Here is a 17035-nt window from a genome sequence, read left to right as displayed (position 1 = left end):
GCCCTTGCTCGGATGCAGCCACAAGCCGGCGCAACCGCGCCATCGGTAACGAGCCCGGCGCTCAGGAAGCGAAATCGTAGCCTTCTTCCCCATGCTGCGAGATGTCGAGGCCCTCGGCTTCATCATCGGCCGAGACACGCAGCCCGATCACCAGGTCCACCAGCTTGAGCAGGACCAGCGTGCCCACGATCGAAAGCGCCCAGGCAATCGCCACCCCCACGGCCTGGTTGCCGACCTGGTGCCAGTTACCCTCAATTGCGCCCGATGGAAGCACCGCGCCCTTCGCGTCCTTGAAGATCGGGTTGATTGCGGACGACGCGAAGATGCCGGTCAGGATGGCGCCCAGCGTGCCGCCCGCTCCATGCACGCCGAAAGCGTCGAGTGAGTCGTCGTAGCCAAACAGGTTCTTGACGAAGACAACCATGGCATAGCAGAAGAAGCCGGCGATCAGCCCGATGGCCAGGGCGCCCATGGGCTGCACGTAGCCCGCCGCGGGAGTGATGGCGACTAAGCCGGCCACTGCGCCCGAGATCGCGCCCAGGGCAGAGGGCTTGCCATTGCGAATCCACTCGGCGGCGCCCCACGCAATGGCTGCAGCCGCGGCACCGAAATGGGTGTTCACGAAGGCAGACGTGGCCAAGGGACCAGACGAAAGGGCGGAACCAGCGTTGAAGCCGAACCAGCCGACCCACAGCATGCAGGCTCCCACCAGCGACAACACCACGGAATGCGGCATCATCGGCTCGCGCGGATAGCCCACACGCTTGCCAAGGTACAGGGCACACACCAGGGCGGAAACACCGGATGTGACATGGACGACGGTGCCCCCGGCGAAGTCAAGCGTGGGGAAGCGGCCTCCTAGCGAGGCGTTCAGCAGGCCACCCTTGCCCCAGACCATGTGAGCCATGGGCGAGTACACCACCAATGACCAGAGCACCATGAAGACGCACATGGCGGAAAACTTCATGCGTTCCGCAAACGCCCCGGTGATCAGCGCAGGCGTGATGATCGCGAACATGAGCTGGTAAATCATGTAGGTCTGCAGCGGCAGGGTGGCCGCGTAGTCAGGGTCCGGGCTCAGTCCCACGCCGCGGAGAAACACGTGGTGCAGTCCCCCGATAAAGGCCGATCCCGAGTCAAACGCCAGCGAGTACGACACCAGCGCCCAAAGCACGGTGATGATCGCCATCATGCTGAAGCTCTGCATCATGGTGGCCAGCACATTCTTGCGTCGCACCAGGCCGGAGTAGAAAAGCGCCAGCCCGGGGCCCGTCATCATCAGCACCAGGGCCGCGGACACCAGCATCCAGGTGTTGTCCGCTCCGCTCTGCGCTGCGGCTGCAGCAGCTTCGAGCTTGGCAATGCGGGCTTCCGTTATCGCCGCCGGCGCGGCAGTGGTTTGGGCCAACGCATGGGCAAAGGGCAGACAACACAGGGCAGCGCACGGCAACAGAAGCAGGCGGCGGGAAAGGGAACTGGCGGACATGGCACTCCAAAGATATAGCGCTCGGGGTCTATGGTCTGCTGCCTGCACGGTGCAGTTCCCCCGGACATTCCCGAAGGACAGTTGTGCGGCAAAGCTGATTGTGTCCCGTGTTGCAGCTACTTTTACATACTTTGTCGCAAACCTAAAGAACAACGAGGCGGCCACCGCCGCGGCCGCGGGTCGGGCGTTGCCGCAAACTGATCCCGGGATCGGCCCCGGCAAAGTGCTTCGAGCGATTGGGTTCCTGCTTTGCGGTCGGGGCGATATAGTAACAATATGAGTTCTTCTCCGACTGGCCCCGCAAACGAGATCAACAAGGATCGGTACTTCTTTGGCGCGCTTGAGTCTTCCGGCAAGAACCGGGAAAAGCTGCGCGAGGTGACCTACGGCGACCAGCAGCCGGAGGGCATCCTGCTGGCCTCGCTGGACGCAGCGTTAAATTGGGCGCGTAAGAGCTCCGTGTGGCCCATGACCTTTGGCCTGGCCTGTTGCGCGATCGAGATGATGTCGATGGGCGCTTCACGCTTCGACGTGGCTCGCTTCGGCATGGAGGTGTTTCGGCCCTCCCCGCGCCAGGCGGATCTGATGGTGATCGCTGGTCGCGTTTCCAACAAGATGGCCCCGGTGATCCGCCGTCTTTACGACCAGATGCCCGAGCCGAAGTGGGTGATCTCCATGGGAGCCTGCGCCACCTCCGGCGGTGTCTTCAACAACTATGCCGTGGTCCAGGGCGTCAACCAGGTGATTCCGGTGGACATCTACGTTCCGGGCTGCCCACCTCGCCCTGAGCAGCTGATGTATGCCCTCACGCTTCTGCAGGAGAAGATTCAGCGCGAAAAGGGCACCACGCGCCGTGCACTCAACCTGAGCTAAGCCTGCCGAGAAGATCCACGCCTGAGCCCGCCACCCTGGCGGGCTCACTTGCGTGCGGCGAGCACGTTGCGAACCACGGCAACGCGCATGCTCTCCGGCTTCCACGGCCCTCTCGCACGTCCATTAGCACGTTGCCAGCCACGTTTCTGTTCCTATTCTGTACGCACCTAGCCCTATAGCACCTCGGTTTATACCAAAGTGGTAGCTGATGGGAGATTTTGCTTGCTTTGTGTGTTGCGAGCGGACACTCTTATCCCTGTAGATGGATCAGTGATGGGGATAGTCGGCAGAGTGTTCAAGGCGGCTGAACCCCTAGTTGATCAATCGGATACGAGCGAAAAAGCGGCTGGCGGCAGGCAACTTCACAGCCGCATGATGCTCTAAGGTAGTGAACGTGTACTAGGTTCCGCTCCCAGCTCACTTGTGGAGGTCAGAAATACTAGTAACATCGCGTTTTCGCCAGGAATTTTGTTCGACTTTTAAGTTTGGTTGCGGAGGATAGACGCATGTATCGAGGTTCAACGCATTCTTTGGGCCGAATTCTGCTAGTAGGTTGTGCTGTGGGGCTCGGCGCCACGGGCCTCTATGCGCAGGATTCAGCTTCAACACCGGCGGCGCCAGCACCAGCCCCGTCACAGATGATGCCGAAGCAGGCACCAGTATCCCGGATCGACATCTTCACCGGCTACTCGTACTTTGCTCCACATGGCACGGTCACGACCAACACGATTGCCGGAACACCGTACCCAGTACGTTATGGCTCGGTGGACGAAGGGGCGATCGGTTCGGCCGCTTACTTCTTCAACCGCTACGTAGGCGGCGTGGTTGAATACGCTGACCACACCCTGGGCAAGAACGATGGCTTCCAGGATGCGACTGCCGGTATCATCTTCCGCTATCCGTCATCGCTGGGTGTTACGCCCTTTGCTCACGCAATGGCCGGTGCTTCCCGCGTCGGTGGCCCGAATGCCGAACCCAATGTCTATCACGTCTACACCTGGGGCCCGATGCTCAAGGTTGGCGGCGGTCTTGATTACGACACCCCCTTGTTTAATCACCACCTCGGCATCCGCCTGTTCCAGGCAGACTATGTCTACACGCATGCCGATTTTGGTCCCCAACCCATCGATGGTGGCCGCGCCAACATCGACTCGGCTGAGCTGAGCGCAGGCCTCCTGTTCAAGTTCGGCAACATCGTGCCGCCGCCGCCGGTCACCTACACCTGCTCGGCTGCTCCGATGTCGGTATTCCCTGGCGACCCAGTCACCATTACGGGCACTGCCGCCAACCTGGATCCCAAGAAGCCTGCCAGCTACACCTGGACAGGTCAGGGCATCCAGATCAAGGGTGACAGCTCCACCGCGACAGTCGACACCGCAAACCTGCAGCCGGGTTCTTACACGGCGATGGGCCACGTTGGTTACGGCATGAAGCCGGGCCAGTTCGCTGACTGCACCGTGCCGTTCACGGTCAAGCAGTTCGAACCGCCGACGATCTCGTGCTCGGCCAACCCAAGCAGCGTGAACCCGGGCGACAGCTCGACGATCACTGCCATGGGTGTCAGCCCGCAGAACCGTCCGCTGACCTACAGCTACTCCGCATCGGCTGGCCAGATCTCCGGCACGTCGAACACGGCAACCCTGGCAACCGCAGGCGCACCGGCCGGCACCGTCACTGTCACCTGCAACGTGGCTGATGACAAGGGTCAGACCGCAACAACGACGACCACGGTCACCGTTGCTGCTCCGCCGGCACCCGCACCCAAGGTACAAACGCTTTGCGACATCACCTTCGATCGTGACACCAAGCGTCCCGCACGTGTGGACAACGAAGCCAAGGCCTGCCTTGACGACGTGACCCTCAACGCGCAGCGCTCGGCCGACGCCTCGGTGGTCCTGGTTGGCAATGCAGCTCCGGCAGCAGCACCGATGGGCCGGCATGGTAAGCATGCCGCCGCGATGATGACGCCTGAGAAGCTTGCTGCACAGCGCGCTGTCAACACCAAGGACTACCTGGTGAAGGAGAAGGGCATTGATGCTTCGCGCATCTCGGTCCGGACCGGCACGAAGGGTACGAACGAGGTTGACAACTACCTGGTACCTGCTGGCGCATCGTTCGATAGCGAGATCCAGGGCACGACACCGGTCGATGATTCGGTCAAGGCCCAGTCCCGCACCGCGCATGCACCTGCACACCACAAGCACCACAAGAAGTAACCCGTAAGAGCGGGGGCCGCGAGGCTTCCGCTCTGCGAGCAACACAGGGGCTGGCCGCTATCACGGTCAGCCCCGCTTTTCTGCTCTGCTTGTCTGCCCGAGCTTTACCGCTTGCGCTCAACCCGCTCGCTCGAACCCGCGTACACGATGTTGAAGGAGACCGGTCCACACCGGCGTATCATGACGAATCGCACCCATCGCACCACCCGCATCCTCCCTCGCCTTTTCAATCTTGCCGCCTTTGCTACGCTGGTTCTTGCTGTCACTCCCTTTTCCACGGCAAGCGCACAAACCCCATCAGCTTCGGCGCAGCGCATCTGGACGTCGGTCGGCCCGGACGGCGGAGATGCCCGCTCGCTCGCTCCCGACCCGAAGAACAATCAACACCTTTACCTGGGCACCCTGAGCTCGTGGGTGTACGAGACCAACGATGCCGGAAAGAGCTGGCAACGGCTCGCCAAGCTGGGCAGTGGTGACAATCTCGCAGTGGACAACATCTTCGTGGACGCGAGTGACCCCAAGACGCTGGTAGCCGGCGTGTTCGAGATTGACGGCCACGGCGGCAGCATCTACATCAGCCATGACGGCGGCAAGAAGTGGGCCGTGGTGCCCGACATGGATGGGCAGAGTGTTCGCGCTCTTGCGCAGGCTCCTTCCAATCCGAAAATCTACATGGCCGGCACGGTTTCCGGCGTTTATCGTTCCAACGATGGCGGCCAGCACTGGGCGGCGATCACGCCGGCACACTCGACCGAGCTTCATGAGGTGGAATCGGTTGCGATCGATCCAGTCGACACCAACATCATGTATGCCGGTACCTGGCACCTGCCCTGGAAGACCACGGACGGCGGAGCGCACTGGACCAACATCAAGAATGGCCTGATCGATGACTCGGACGTTTTCTCGATCATCATCGACCCGCATACGCCTTCCGTGGTCTATGCCAGTGCCTGCTCCGGCATTTACAAGAGCGACTCGGCCGGCGATCTCTTCCACAAGGTACAAGGCATTCCTTCGACCGCTCGGCGTACCCGCGTGCTGATGCAGGACCCGACCAACGCCAAGATCGTCTACGCGGGCACGACTGAGGGTCTTTACAAGACTGCCGATGCGGGCACGAACTGGACCCGCCTGACCGGCCCCGACGTGATCATCAACGACGTGTTTGTGGACCCCACGAACGATCAGCACCTGATGCTGGCGACCGATCGCAGCGGCGTTCTCGCAAGCGAGGACGGCGGCAAGACCTTCAGTTCGTCGAACAGTGGCTTTTCGCAGCGGCTCGTGCAGACGCTGCTGGTCGACCAGAAGCAGCCGGGCACCCTCTACGCCGGGGTACTGAACGACAAGATTTACGGCGGCATGTTCGTAAGCAAGGATGACGGATCCAGCTGGCAGCAGCAGTCGGAAGGGCTGAACGGGCGCGACGTCTTCGTGTTGGCACAGGGCACCGATGGCAATGTCTATGCAGGCACCAATGACGGCGTAGCGAAGCTCTCTGATGGAAAGTGGCAGACGATTGGTGACCTGGTCCAGCACGACAGCCACCCGGTGGTCTCCCGCGTCCACGGCCGCAAGGTGACGAAGACCGTGGAAACGTCCAAGAAGATGGGCGCGATCCAGGGCCGGGTCAACTCCTTGGACTTCGGTGGGCTCGATCAGCCGTCCACAGCCTGGTTCGCCGCCACCGCGAAGGGCGTATATCGCTCCGCGGACAATGGCACGACCTGGGAAATGACGAAGCTGCCGCCGGCCGATTACCGCTACGTCGATGCCCTAGGCTCGCGCGTGGTGGCTGGTCAGCGCGGCAGTCTCATGCTGTCGGATGATGCCGGGCAGAACTGGAAGCCGATTCCAGTTCCAACTGGACTCACCGGCATCAATGCCCTGGCTGTATCGGGCGACAACGTGCTTTGGGCGGGCGGACGCGAAGGCGTTTTCTACACCAAGGATTCGGGTGAGACCTGGCAGCAGATCAAGAACCTGCCTCTCGGCGAGATCGGTGGTCTTGACTACGATCCCTCGTTGAAGAAGGTCCTGGTGTCATCCCGCACGTCCACCACGATCTTCGGCGTCGATGCTTCCGGAAGTCCCTGGAAGTACTGGCAGGCTGGATGGCGTGTTCACCAGGTGCTGCAGCAGGGCAACCGGCTTGTTGGCGCCTCGCTGTTCGACGGTGTGGTGCTCGAGGCACGACCCCAGAACGCGGGCACCGCAACCCCGGGTGCTCCTTCAGGCGCTCAGTAGGGTGAGCCCGGTTGCACTACGCGACTACACGGAGGCAGACCTGCCTGTGCTGCATGCACTGGACCAGGTCTGCTTTCCGCCGGGCATCGCGTACAGCTACGCGGAGTTGCGCAGCTTCCTGCATCACCCCAGCTCGTCAACCGCAGTCGCCTGCTCCACATCCGCGAGCCAAAATGGCGAAGAACATATCCTGGGATTCGCCGTCGTACGCTCGGTGCGGCGGCGTTTGCGGGAGTCTCCATCGCCGGCTCCAGCCCTCCACATACTCACCATTGACGTAGCGCCGGAAGCACGTCGGCGCGGTGTGGGTGGCTTGCTGATGCGCTGGATGCTGCAGAAAGGCACGGCGCTCAACCTGCAGTCGATCGTGCTGGAAGTCTCAATCGAAAACCACGCGGCCCAGCGGTTCTACCGGCACTTCGGGTTCGAGGTCACCGGGACAATCCCGGGCTATTACAACGGCCTCACAGACGCACTGGAGCTGGAGTTAAGACTCGATCCAGTGGCTCCGGCTGCGCCTGCGGCAGGAGCTACCGGGGAGTAGCTGCGGCCGCGAGCAGCCCAGCCCGCGTGGCATCCGTGGACGCACCCTGAGCCTTCCACTGAATGCGTCCCGTTGGATCGACGAGGAGCACGACCACCATCGATTCATCCATTCCCAGTCCGATCGCCTGGTGCAACGCGGCCTTGTCTACGTAAACCGGGACGGTCCAGTGCAGCAGTTCGGGGTCGGTTTCCTGCGCACGCAAGGACGCGTTATCCCACCAGCGGTACAGGGCATTCTCAGGCGCGCTTACCGGCATCCGGTACACCTTGAAGTTTAAACGCGTGTGCTGCAGCGCCTGCGATGGAGCGGTCCAAGTGGCCAGTTGCTGCTCCTGGTCGCGACGCCATGAGATCAGCAGGAGATTGCGCGCACCCTGGAGCTGGTTTGGCAAGCGCAGCGACGTGCGATCGAGCGCTTGTGCTGAGATCTCCGGAAGGAAGTCTGGCTGGACAGCCTTCTGCACGGGCTCGCTAATTTCTCGATGCAGGCTCCACCAGTGCAGGGTACGCGGCTGTGCCGTCTGGGCAAGCGCCCGCGCCGCTCCCATGGAAGCCAAAAGGCAACCGGCGACGGCAAATGGAAGCGCAAGGAAACGGCACCGCCGATAAGTCTTCGTGGGCATCTTTCGGCATGGTAACAGTGCTGTTTGGTCACGTGGTGCGCGCGCGTGCGAGGGATCAACGCGCGACAGTAACCCTGGTGCGGGCTGCCGCACCTGGTTCGGTAAAATAAGGGCTGGAGTGCATATCCATGGCTGAACAGCTGGCAGGACTTGTGGGCGCACGGCGACCCTTTGTGACGGACGATCGCGCCCTGGAGCCGATCGCCGAGAAGGTGGCCGCGCAGCAGCGGCTGAGTTTCGAGGATGGCCTCGCGCTGTACCGGTCCCCGGACATCCTGGCTGTCGGCTGGCTGGCCAACAGCGTGCGCGAGCGCCTGCATGGCGACCTCACGTACTTCAACGTGAACCGCCACATCAATCCGACCAATGTGTGCGTGGCGTCGTGCCGGCTGTGTGCTTTTGGCCGTAAGAAGGGTACCGAAGGCACCTACACGATGGCGCTGGAGGAAGCGTGGGCAACGGCCGCCGAAGGCTACTCCGAGGCCGTGACCGAGTTCCACATTGTGGGCGGACTGCACCCTGACCTTCCCCTGGAGTACTTCCTCGACATGGTGTCCGGGCTCAAGGAGCGTTTCCCGCTGGTGCATGTCAAGGCATTCACGATGGTGGAGGTGGCCTTCTTCGCCAAGCGCGCCAAGCTCACCATTCGCGAGGTACTGGAGAAGGTGCGTGCGGCCGGGGTGGACTCCATGCCGGGCGGCGGCGCCGAGATCTTCTCCGACCGGGTGCGCTCGATCATCTGCGACCACAAGATCAACGGCAATGAGTGGCTCGAAACAGCGGAGACCGCGCACCAGCTTGGGCTGCGCAGCAACGCCACGATGCTCTATGGGCATGTCGAGAACGACGAAGACCGCGTGGATCACATGTGCCGGCTTCGCGATGTGCAGGACCGCACGGGCGGTTTCCAGACCTTTATCCCGCTCGCGTTCCACCCCGACAACACCGCGCTCCATCATCTGCCGCGTACGACCGGGCTGCTCGACATGAAGCAGATCGCTGTAGGGCGCCTGATGCTCGATAACTTCGCGCACATCAAGAGCTACTGGCAGATGGTTTCCGCAAAGATGGCACAGATTTCGCTGCGCTTTGGCGCGGATGACATCGACGGAACGGTGATCGAGGAGAAGATCTACCACGATGCGGGCGCTACTACGCCGCAGGGCATGCGCCGGCAGGACCTGGTGCACCTGATCACGGCTGCCGGCCGGGTCCCTTTTGAGCGCGACACGATGTACCGGGCGGTCACGCGTACCGAGGACACCTTCACCGTCGCTGTTTGAAGCCGGACGAGACATGCCCTCGCATGCCTCGTGCCTGGCTCGTGCTTAGCCCCCGTCTAGCTGATGTGCTCTTCTGCCGAGGCGAGCAGCGGCTGGGCGCAGTCCAGGAGCGATACAGTGGGCGCTCCGGCAGCTTTGGTGGGCTCGAGCTGCGTGGGCGCTGCCAAGGGGAGAGTGGTTCCCGCGGCAACGCCTGCGGGAACAGCCTTGCCGGACGCATGGTCGGGCGGCATGCTCTTTTCGCGATCCCGTTTGGCGCGCCGCCTTTTAACAATCTGCGACGCCAGCAGGAACAGTCCGCCGAAAGTCACCACAAGCACCAGAACGGCTGCTGCTCCATGCAGCTCCGCTACATCGTTGTAGAGCAGCGCCAGCGCAAAAAACACGAACACGATGTGCGCGCAGAAGACTTCAAGCGAGGCTTTGCCCAGCGTGAGAAACGGTTCGTTCTGTACCAGCCGAAAAACGAAGCGGCGAAGCCAGTAGAACAGCACGGTGAAAGCGACAAGGTTCAGGACGCGCAGCGGCCCAATGTGCCACTTGTCAAGCTGAAAGGCCAGCCGGTCCGGGGTAAGAACGCTCCCGAGCCATTCGTGGCGCACTCCCAAAAAGAAGAGGCATACGACCAAGGCCCCGGCAGCAATGGGTGCGTTGATGCGTTTCAGCGGGGAGTCACCGGCAGCCGACTTCGCACCCAGGTAGAGCCCGGCCATCCAGATGGCCTGCCACGCCAGAAGGTTGAACGCACCGCCTTCCTGCACGGGAATCTGCAGGTGTGTGAGGTGAACGATGCCTCCGTGAAGCCACTCGCGAAGCCCCACCTGTGCCCCGAACCAGAGCAAGAAACTCGCGACCAGCGGCAGCCGCCAGCCTTTCCGCACGGCCCAGGACAGGATCACAGGCGTGGCGGCAAGAAACAGCACATACAGTGGAAGAATATCCAGCAGAGGCGGGCAGTAAAGCAGCAGAAGTGAACCCGCGATCGCCGTCGCCGGGTGCGCCAGGTAGAAGTCGAGCAGGTTATAAATTGCGGCGCGATGCGTCGTGGTGGCCAAGGCGGCGATCACGGTGAAAGCCAGCGTCAGCATCAGCACGTGAATGCCATAGATCTTGAGTGCGCGCCGCCACAGCTTTGCATGCATGGCATTGCCATCTTCGGCGGCCTGCTTGCTGTAAATGCGCGCCACCAGCAAGGCCGAGAGAAACACAAAGCCCTCTGCCGAGGTCAGGAACCCGAACGGCTGGTTCACCCACTCGCTCAGGCGAGTGGGCAGGTGGGTCAACGTCATCCACACCAGAAAGAGTCCGCGGAGTGCGTCGAGTTCGGGCCGTCGCTGGAGCTTTGGAAATCGCATGCTACGTGGTTAGACGGGCTTTCCGGGAACGAGTTGCTGGAAGTCACGAGGAAGTGTTCTGCGAGCCAGCCGGAGCATGCGCTGCAGCGAACTCAGGCGAGATATTCCCGGATGAAAGGATCTTCGGAGTGCACCAGGTCCATCGTGGAGCCGTCGAAGATGAGCTTGCCATTGTGCAGCATGAGGAAGGTCGTGCTCGCTTCCACCTCTCCCTTGGGCAGCTTCTCCATCTTGCTGGCTTCCTTGTTGAACCGGTGCGTCGCCAGGGTAAAGGCGTCTTGCAGGCGGTGTGAAACCAGCAGGGCACTGGTCCCCGAAACATCCCGCTGCTTGATCACGAGTTCGATGATGGTCGTCGAGGTGATGGGATCCAGTCCGCCCGTGGGAGAGTCATACAGCAGCAACTGTGGCGAACTGATGATGGCGCGGGCAATGGACACACGCCGGCGCATACCGCCGGAAAGCTGTGACGGGAATTTGTCGATCGTGTCCTCGAGCTCAACGAATCGAAGCGCTTCACGCACTCTGCGATCGACTTCTTCTTCGGAGACGTGATCCTCATTAAGCCGGTAAGCAACATTGTCGCGCACAGTCAGCGAATCAAAGAGCGCGCCTTCCTGGAAGACCATGCCGATATCGGCGCGGAGGCGAAACAGATCCTGTTCCGCAAGCGTGCTCAAATCTTCTCCAAACACCTTGATGGTGCCGGAGTCGGGACGGATGAGGCCGTTCGCAAGCTTGAGGAGCACGCTTTTGCCGACGCCGGCAGGCCCGAGCAGGATCCTCGTCTCACCGCCCTTGAGCTGGAATGAGATGTCATCGAGTACGGTGTGGCCGGCCGAGGAGAGGCTCACGTTCTCAAACACGATGACGGGCTCGTCCGGGTGCTCTTCGTGCCAGCTTTTTTTCTTCTCTTCGGTCGCTTCAGCCATGCTACTTCCCAAAGATGCCGATCATCAGGCGGCTGATGACGAAGTCACTCGCGATGATGAGCACGGAGGACACCACGACGGCCTGGGTGGTGGAGCGCCCTACGCCCTGCGTGCCCCCCTTGGTGGTCATGCCGTAGAAGCAGCCTATCGTGGAGATGATGAAGCCGAAGATGACCGGCTTCACCAGGCCCTGGAAGATGTCGGAGAACACCAGCGATTGATATGCGGAGTGAAAATACTGCGAGGCATCCTGTCCCAGCATGAAGACCGCCACTGCGCCTCCACCCATGGTACCGACGGTGTCGGACAGGATTGTAAGGAAGAACAGCATGATCACGGTAGAGACAATACGGGGCATGACCAGTTTCTTCAGCGGATCCGTGCCGAGCGCGCGCATGGCGTCAATCTGCTCCGTCACCACCATGGAGCCAAGCTCCGAGGCCATGCCGGAGGCGTTGCGACCGGAAACCATCAGGCTGGTCAAAACCGGTCCCAGCTCCTTGATCATGGAGAAGGAAACCAACTGCCCCGTGATCGCGGCAGCACCAAACTGGGTCAGGGATGAGGCGGTTTGCAGCGCGAGTACGCCACCGGTAAAGAAGCCTGTCAGCAGGACAATGGGGATGGAGCCGACCCCGATAGAATCTGCCTGCGTAAAGATCTCGCCTAGGTAGAGCGGGCGGCGCAGCAGGTTAGCCAGGGCGCGCCCGATGAGCAGGGCGTAGTCCTGGAGCGCGAGAATTGCATTTTTAGCCGAGCGATCCAGTGTGCTGTCTGCCATAGAATTGGGACGCCCGTGCATGCCCTCCGCGAGCATGGCCTGCGATCTCTCTCCGTTCGATGCAAATGCAGGTGCAAGTCCAGGTACTTTGATGCGAACCGGCGCTGGAGCTCACCTTGTGTGAGCATACGCGAGGCGGATGCCGGACGACGGGCTAGGCCTCGCGCGTCCGCTTCTTGATCTCGACGCTGAGACGTTTAATCTTCTGGTTCAGGGTCGAAAGTGGAATGCGAAACTGTTCGGCCGCCTCGGTCTGGTTCCAGTTGCAGCGCTCCAGCTTGTCGATGATGATGCGCCGTTCAATGTCCTCCATGATGTCAAAGAGGGAAGCATTGGTGGAGTGCTCGAGCAGGCTTGAGGAGTAGCTCTTGCCCGTAACATGCGGCGGAAGCAGCTCAAGCCCGATGTGCTGACTCGTGCTGAGCACCACCCCGCGCTCCATCACGTTTTCAAGTTCGCGCACATTGCCGGGCCAGTCGTAATCCATCAGCGCGCGCAGGGCTTCGGGTGACAGGGTGCGCATGGGCAGCTCGTTTTCATCCGAGTAGCGGCGCAGAAAGTGGGTAGCCAGTGCTGGGATGTCTTCGCGGCGCGCACGCAGCGGTGGCAGCTCGAACCGGATCACATCCAGGCGATAGAAAAGATCCTCGCGGAACTTGCCTTCGCGCACTGCCTGGCGAAGATCGACGTTTGTCGCGGTGATGATGCGGACATCCACCTGGATCTCCTGCGTTCCGCCAAGGTGCATGAAGCGCTTGTCCTGCAGCACGCGCAGGATCTTGGCCTGGGTATCAAGCGGCATCGTGCCGATCTCGTCCAGGAAAAGCGTGCCGCCGTTGGCGACTTCAAACAGGCCCTTCTTGGCGGTGACGGCGGAGGTAAACGCACCCTTCACGTGGCCGAACAGGGTGGACTCGAGCAGGTCCGTCGGTACCGCGCCGGTGTTGACCGGGACGAACGGCTTTTCCTTGCGCGGCGAGTTGGCGTGCACTGCCTTTGCAATCAACTCCTTGCCGGTGCCGCTCTCGCCCTGGATCAGCACGGTGGACCGGGAGGGCGCGATCTGCGCCACCGTGTCGAAGATACGGAGCATGATCTCGCTCTTGCCGATGATGTGCGGAAAGTTGTAGCGCTGCTTCAGGGCACGCTTGAGCTGGACGTTTTCTTCTTCGGCCCGGTATCGGGCGATGGCGGCACGGATGTCCGCCAGCAGCTTCTCGTTATCCATGGTTTCTGGACGAAGTTCTGGGCGCCGGCGCGGATCGCGTCCACCACGTTGTCGACCGTGCCGTAGGCGGTCAACATGATCACGGGCAGCTCTGGGGCGCGCTCGCGGATAAGCTGCAGGATCTCGATACCATTCTTGCCGGGCAAGGCAAGGTCAAGCAGAACTAGGTCGTAGGGCCGTTGCTCGATCCGACCCAGCCCCGCCTCGCCGTCAATCGCCGTCTCTACCTGGTAGCCCTCAAGGTCGAGCAGGGTCTCGAGCGTCTCGCGAATGCCAGCCTCATCATCGATGATGAGGATCGTGTGCTCTGTGCCGCGATGGGCAGGAGCCTTGGATGGAGGTGTGGCTACATAGGTCGTTTCAGACATGCGCTGGTTTCTCTTTCAACGGAAATTCGAGCGCAAAGGTAGTACCAGCGCCAGGCTGCGATTCCACACGGATCTTGCCGGAATGCTCCTGCATGATGCCGTAGGTGACGGCGAGACCAAGCCCGGTACCGCGGCGCTGGCCTTCCTTGATAGCGCTCTTGGTGGTGAAGAACGGATCATAAATGCGCTGCACGTGCTCGGGCGCAATGCCGGAGCCCGAGTCGCACACAGAGACCGTGACCATGCCGTTGTAGCGCGTGCTGACCTCGAGACGTCCTCCGTCCTGCATGGCGTCTTTCGCATTGAGGAAGAGGTTCAAGAACACCTGCTGGAGCTTGCCATTGTTGCCCTGGATCGCCGGCAGGGCTGGATCCAGATCGCAGACGAGCTCGATCCGCGCTGTCTTGAGCTGGTGCTCCAGCAGCGCCAGGGTTTCCCGCACCACGGCATTCAGGTCGGTTGCCCGGAACTCGGCGCCGCCAGTGCGTGAGAAGTTCAGCAGGCCATTCACAATTTCGGACGCTCGAAACGTCTGCTTGGTAATCTTGTCGAGCAACGGGGCGAGCTTGGCATCATCGCGGAGCTGCTTGCTCAGCATCTGCGTGTAGGACGAGATTACGGCAAGCGGGGTGTTGACCTCGTGCGCTACGCCGGCAGCCAGCAGCCCGATGGAAGAGAGCTTCTCCGCCTGGGCAAGCTGGGACTCGAGGCCCACGCGGGCGGTGATGTCGTCGACCAGCACGATGCGCCCCAGTGTCTGGAACTCGCGGGAAACCAGGGGCGCGATCGAGATGTTCGCGACGCGGTTCTCCTCGCCCGGCGCCTCGCCCCGGGTACCCAGGGGGAACTTGTAGAGGTAGTGCACACCGGGCTCGTCCTTGACGCGGTGGAACTCACGCACGAAGGCGTCGTCAAACACATCGGCAAGCCGCTGTCCCAGCACCACCGCGCGCGGCATCGCGTAGAGCACTTCCATCTGCGCGTTCCAGCTCTCGATGCGTTCATCAAGATCGAGCGCGAGGATGCCCACATTGGTGGATTCGACGATGTTCTCGTTGAACTCCTTGAGCCGCTCGAACTCTTCGATCTTGCGCTGGAGGCTGGCGTACAGGGCCGCGTTCTGGATGGCGATGCCGATGTAGCCGGCCAGCGATTCCAGTAGCTCCACGTCTTCGCTCGAGAGAAAATCGCCATCGGTGGTGCGCCCCAAGCCAATGACAGCGATGGTGCGATCCTGCACCTGGCAGGGCAGGTAGTAGTGCAGCTCCAGTGCCGCCGCGGTGCGACGCTCCTGGTCCGCGAGGTGCAATGCCTGCTGCGGGTTTTCCAGGAAGATGTGGGTTCCGGCGTCCGGCTGATCGAAGTCCAGAAACCCCAGAGCGAGCGGCGCCGCGTCGGAGACCAGGGCAGGCGGGAGCCCATGGGCAGCCGCAAGCCGGAAGGCTCCGGGCGCGTCTGTGCGCTCGGCTGCACTTTCCCCGCTAGCCAGGAACACAGCGACCCGCGCCACCAGCAGGGTCTGGGAGAGGCGGCTGGTGATGGAGGTGAGCAGGTGATCAAGGTCAGTCTGGGTGCCCAGGCCTTTGCCGAACTCGATCAGGGTTTGCCGGTAGTCATAGCGCTTGCGATCAAACAGGCGATCCACGCGGTTCTGGATCGCGCGTTTGACCGGGTCGAATAGTGCGGAGGTGATGATGATCGCCGCCAGCAGCCCGTAGGTGCCGGCAGCCGGCAGCTTGGTGTGCACTGTCTCCGCGATCACCGCAACGACCACGAAGTAGAAGCCGACCAGCGAGGCGGTAGCCAGTGTGTAGGTCACGCCGCGCTTGAAGATCAGGTCGACGTCCATCAGGCGGTAGCGCACGATCGCCCAGGCGAAGGTGAGCGGCAGGATCACAAGCGCCAGGATGGCGAGGTTGCGCAGCGACTCGGGGGTGCCGATATCCAGCAGGTACGGGAAGACGTACAGCACCGAGAAGGGAACGATGCTCAGGATCGAGCCGCGCGTCAACCACTTTAACTGCTGGCGCCGAAGCACCTGGCCGTCCTCGCGGCCGGCCCGGCGATGCTCCACGGCAAAAAGCACGGTGGCCAGGACGTAGAACGCGTCGAGATAGGCGGTGGCGATCTGGTCGAGACGGTGTGCCAGGATGCCCGTGGCCTGCCAGTGCAGCCGGGCAAACACCTGCAACCCGATGATGAGGCAAGCCGGCAGGTAGGTGAGCCAGAGCACCGCGGCTTTGCGGCGGCCGGAACGGCTGCTGAACGACAGCGCAAAGTGCAGAAACAGGGCTGGCTGGAGCGCGCCCGCCACGATCCCGGCCCAGTACACGACCTGGTCAAATGCGTTGAGCTTGCCGGTGTAGAGGAACGAGTACACGGCAAAAGAAGCCAGGCAGAAGATATAAAAATGAGTGGCATGCGGCGCTGTCCAGCGGCGCAGCAGCACGTACAGTCCAATGCCGAGGTACACCAGCGCGATGAGCCGCTCGCCGAAGTTGATACTGGTATCCGCGCTGTCCAGAATGACCGGGACGTCGATCCGGATGCCGCGCCGCGAGATCACATAGCTCGCCGAACCATAGACCTTGGTGTGGTACCACTCGCGGGCAAGCGCGGCCGTGCGGGGCATGGGCTGCTGATTTACCGACAGCAGGAAGTCGCCGGCCTTGATGCCGGCGCGCTCACCCGCGCTGTTATGCGGTACCCGGTCTGCTTCGAGGGCGCCCTGAGACTCGCTCCACCAGACGCCGTCGGTCGGCCGCTGAAAATGCTGCTCCTGCTGAAAGTTCAGGACCGCAAGAAGCACCGCGGCTACGGTCAGCAGGGCAAGCGTCAGGGCAACTACTCGGGTTTGGAGAGACCGTTCCATGCTGAGGTGTGATCACCTCTTCGTGACCACCGACTGATGACCTTGCACGTCGAGGGCCATTTCTAAAGCACACCCGCGCCCGTACGATGCTGCTCTCATGAGGATATTCCCGTAATTTGCGCGCAGACGATGCAGCATTGCACCGTCACAGTCTCGCAAATATGGGAGGAGACTACTGGAAACTATACAGTTGCTCCCGAGACCTCGAGTTCTCTCCACCACCGC

Annotated in this window: 11 protein-coding genes and 1 pseudogene; 5 read left to right on the top strand and 7 right to left on the bottom strand. The window is 61.8% G+C overall.

The features are described from left to right. Positions 1-61 precede the first annotated feature (61 nt). A complete protein-coding gene (locus D1Y84_RS01185) occupies positions 62-1486 on the bottom strand; it encodes an ammonium transporter (RefSeq protein WP_124846879.1) in 1425 nt (474 codons plus the stop codon). A 276-nt stretch (positions 1487-1762) separates the two neighbouring features. Between D1Y84_RS01185 and D1Y84_RS01180 the strand changes: the two genes are divergently transcribed. The 4 genes from D1Y84_RS01180 (at position 1763) to D1Y84_RS01165 (ending at position 7366) form a co-directional block, all read left to right on the top strand. Further along, positions 1763-2359, top strand: a complete 597-nt coding sequence (locus D1Y84_RS01180) for an NADH-quinone oxidoreductase subunit B (RefSeq protein ID WP_124846878.1) — start codon at positions 1763-1765, stop codon at positions 2357-2359. 638 nt (positions 2360-2997) lie between these two features. Then, positions 2998-4575 carry a hypothetical protein gene (locus tag D1Y84_RS01175; RefSeq protein WP_233580936.1) on the top strand — a complete coding sequence of 526 codons (1578 nt, stop codon included), beginning with the start codon at positions 2998-3000 and terminating at the stop codon, positions 4573-4575. Positions 4576-4755: 180 nt separating this feature from the next. Continuing rightward, a complete protein-coding gene (locus tag D1Y84_RS01170) occupies positions 4756-6822 on the top strand; it encodes a YCF48-related protein (protein ID WP_124846876.1) in 2067 nt (688 codons plus the stop codon). 1 nt (position 6823) lies between these two features. Next, positions 6824-7366 (top strand): GNAT family N-acetyltransferase, encoded by a 543-nt coding sequence (locus tag D1Y84_RS01165; protein ID WP_158615253.1) that lies wholly within the window; start codon positions 6824-6826, stop codon positions 7364-7366. Here the strand turns inward: D1Y84_RS01165 and D1Y84_RS01160 are convergent. Further along, entirely contained in the window at positions 7353-7832 is a 480-nt protein-coding gene (locus tag D1Y84_RS01160; RefSeq protein WP_148092681.1) for a hypothetical protein, read from the bottom strand. The two genes, D1Y84_RS01165 and D1Y84_RS01160, sit on opposite strands and share 14 nt — an antisense overlap. 287 nt (positions 7833-8119) lie before the next feature. Here D1Y84_RS01160 and mqnE point away from each other — a divergent pair, with 287 nt between their 5' ends. Further along, entirely contained in the window at positions 8120-9274 is a 1155-nt protein-coding gene (gene mqnE, locus D1Y84_RS01155; protein ID WP_124846873.1) for an aminofutalosine synthase MqnE, read from the top strand. 56 nt (positions 9275-9330) lie between these two features. Here mqnE and opgC read toward each other — a convergent pair whose 3' ends face one another. The 5 genes and pseudogenes from opgC to D1Y84_RS01130 form a co-directional block, all read right to left on the bottom strand. Next, positions 9331-10629 (bottom strand): OpgC domain-containing protein, encoded by a 1299-nt coding sequence (opgC, locus tag D1Y84_RS01150; RefSeq protein WP_124846872.1) that lies wholly within the window; start codon positions 10627-10629, stop codon positions 9331-9333. 92 nt (positions 10630-10721) lie between these two features. Then, the gene (locus D1Y84_RS01145; RefSeq protein ID WP_124846871.1) at positions 10722-11561 is read right to left on the bottom strand and encodes an ABC transporter ATP-binding protein; all 840 of its coding nucleotides are present in this window, start codon (positions 11559-11561) and stop codon (positions 10722-10724) included. Position 11562: 1 nt separating this feature from the next. Next, positions 11563-12342: an ABC transporter permease gene (locus D1Y84_RS01140; RefSeq protein ID WP_124846870.1), complete on the bottom strand. Its 780-nt coding sequence runs from the start codon at positions 12340-12342 to the stop codon at positions 11563-11565. Positions 12343-12496: 154 nt separating this feature from the next. After that, positions 12497-13938, bottom strand: a pseudogene (locus tag D1Y84_RS01135) (sigma-54-dependent transcriptional regulator). Then, a complete protein-coding gene (locus D1Y84_RS01130) occupies positions 13931-16810 on the bottom strand; it encodes an ATP-binding protein (protein WP_124846869.1) in 2880 nt (959 codons plus the stop codon). Before D1Y84_RS01130 ends, D1Y84_RS01135 begins: the two are co-directional and overlap by 8 nt. Between the last annotated feature and the right edge of the window lie 225 nt (positions 16811-17035).

This window comes from Acidipila sp. EB88 (assembly GCF_003858395.1).
Lineage (GTDB): Bacteria > Acidobacteriota > Terriglobia > Terriglobales > Acidobacteriaceae > EB88.
Note: the sequence above shows the minus strand (reverse complement) of the source record. Positions and strands in the feature narration are given on the sequence as shown.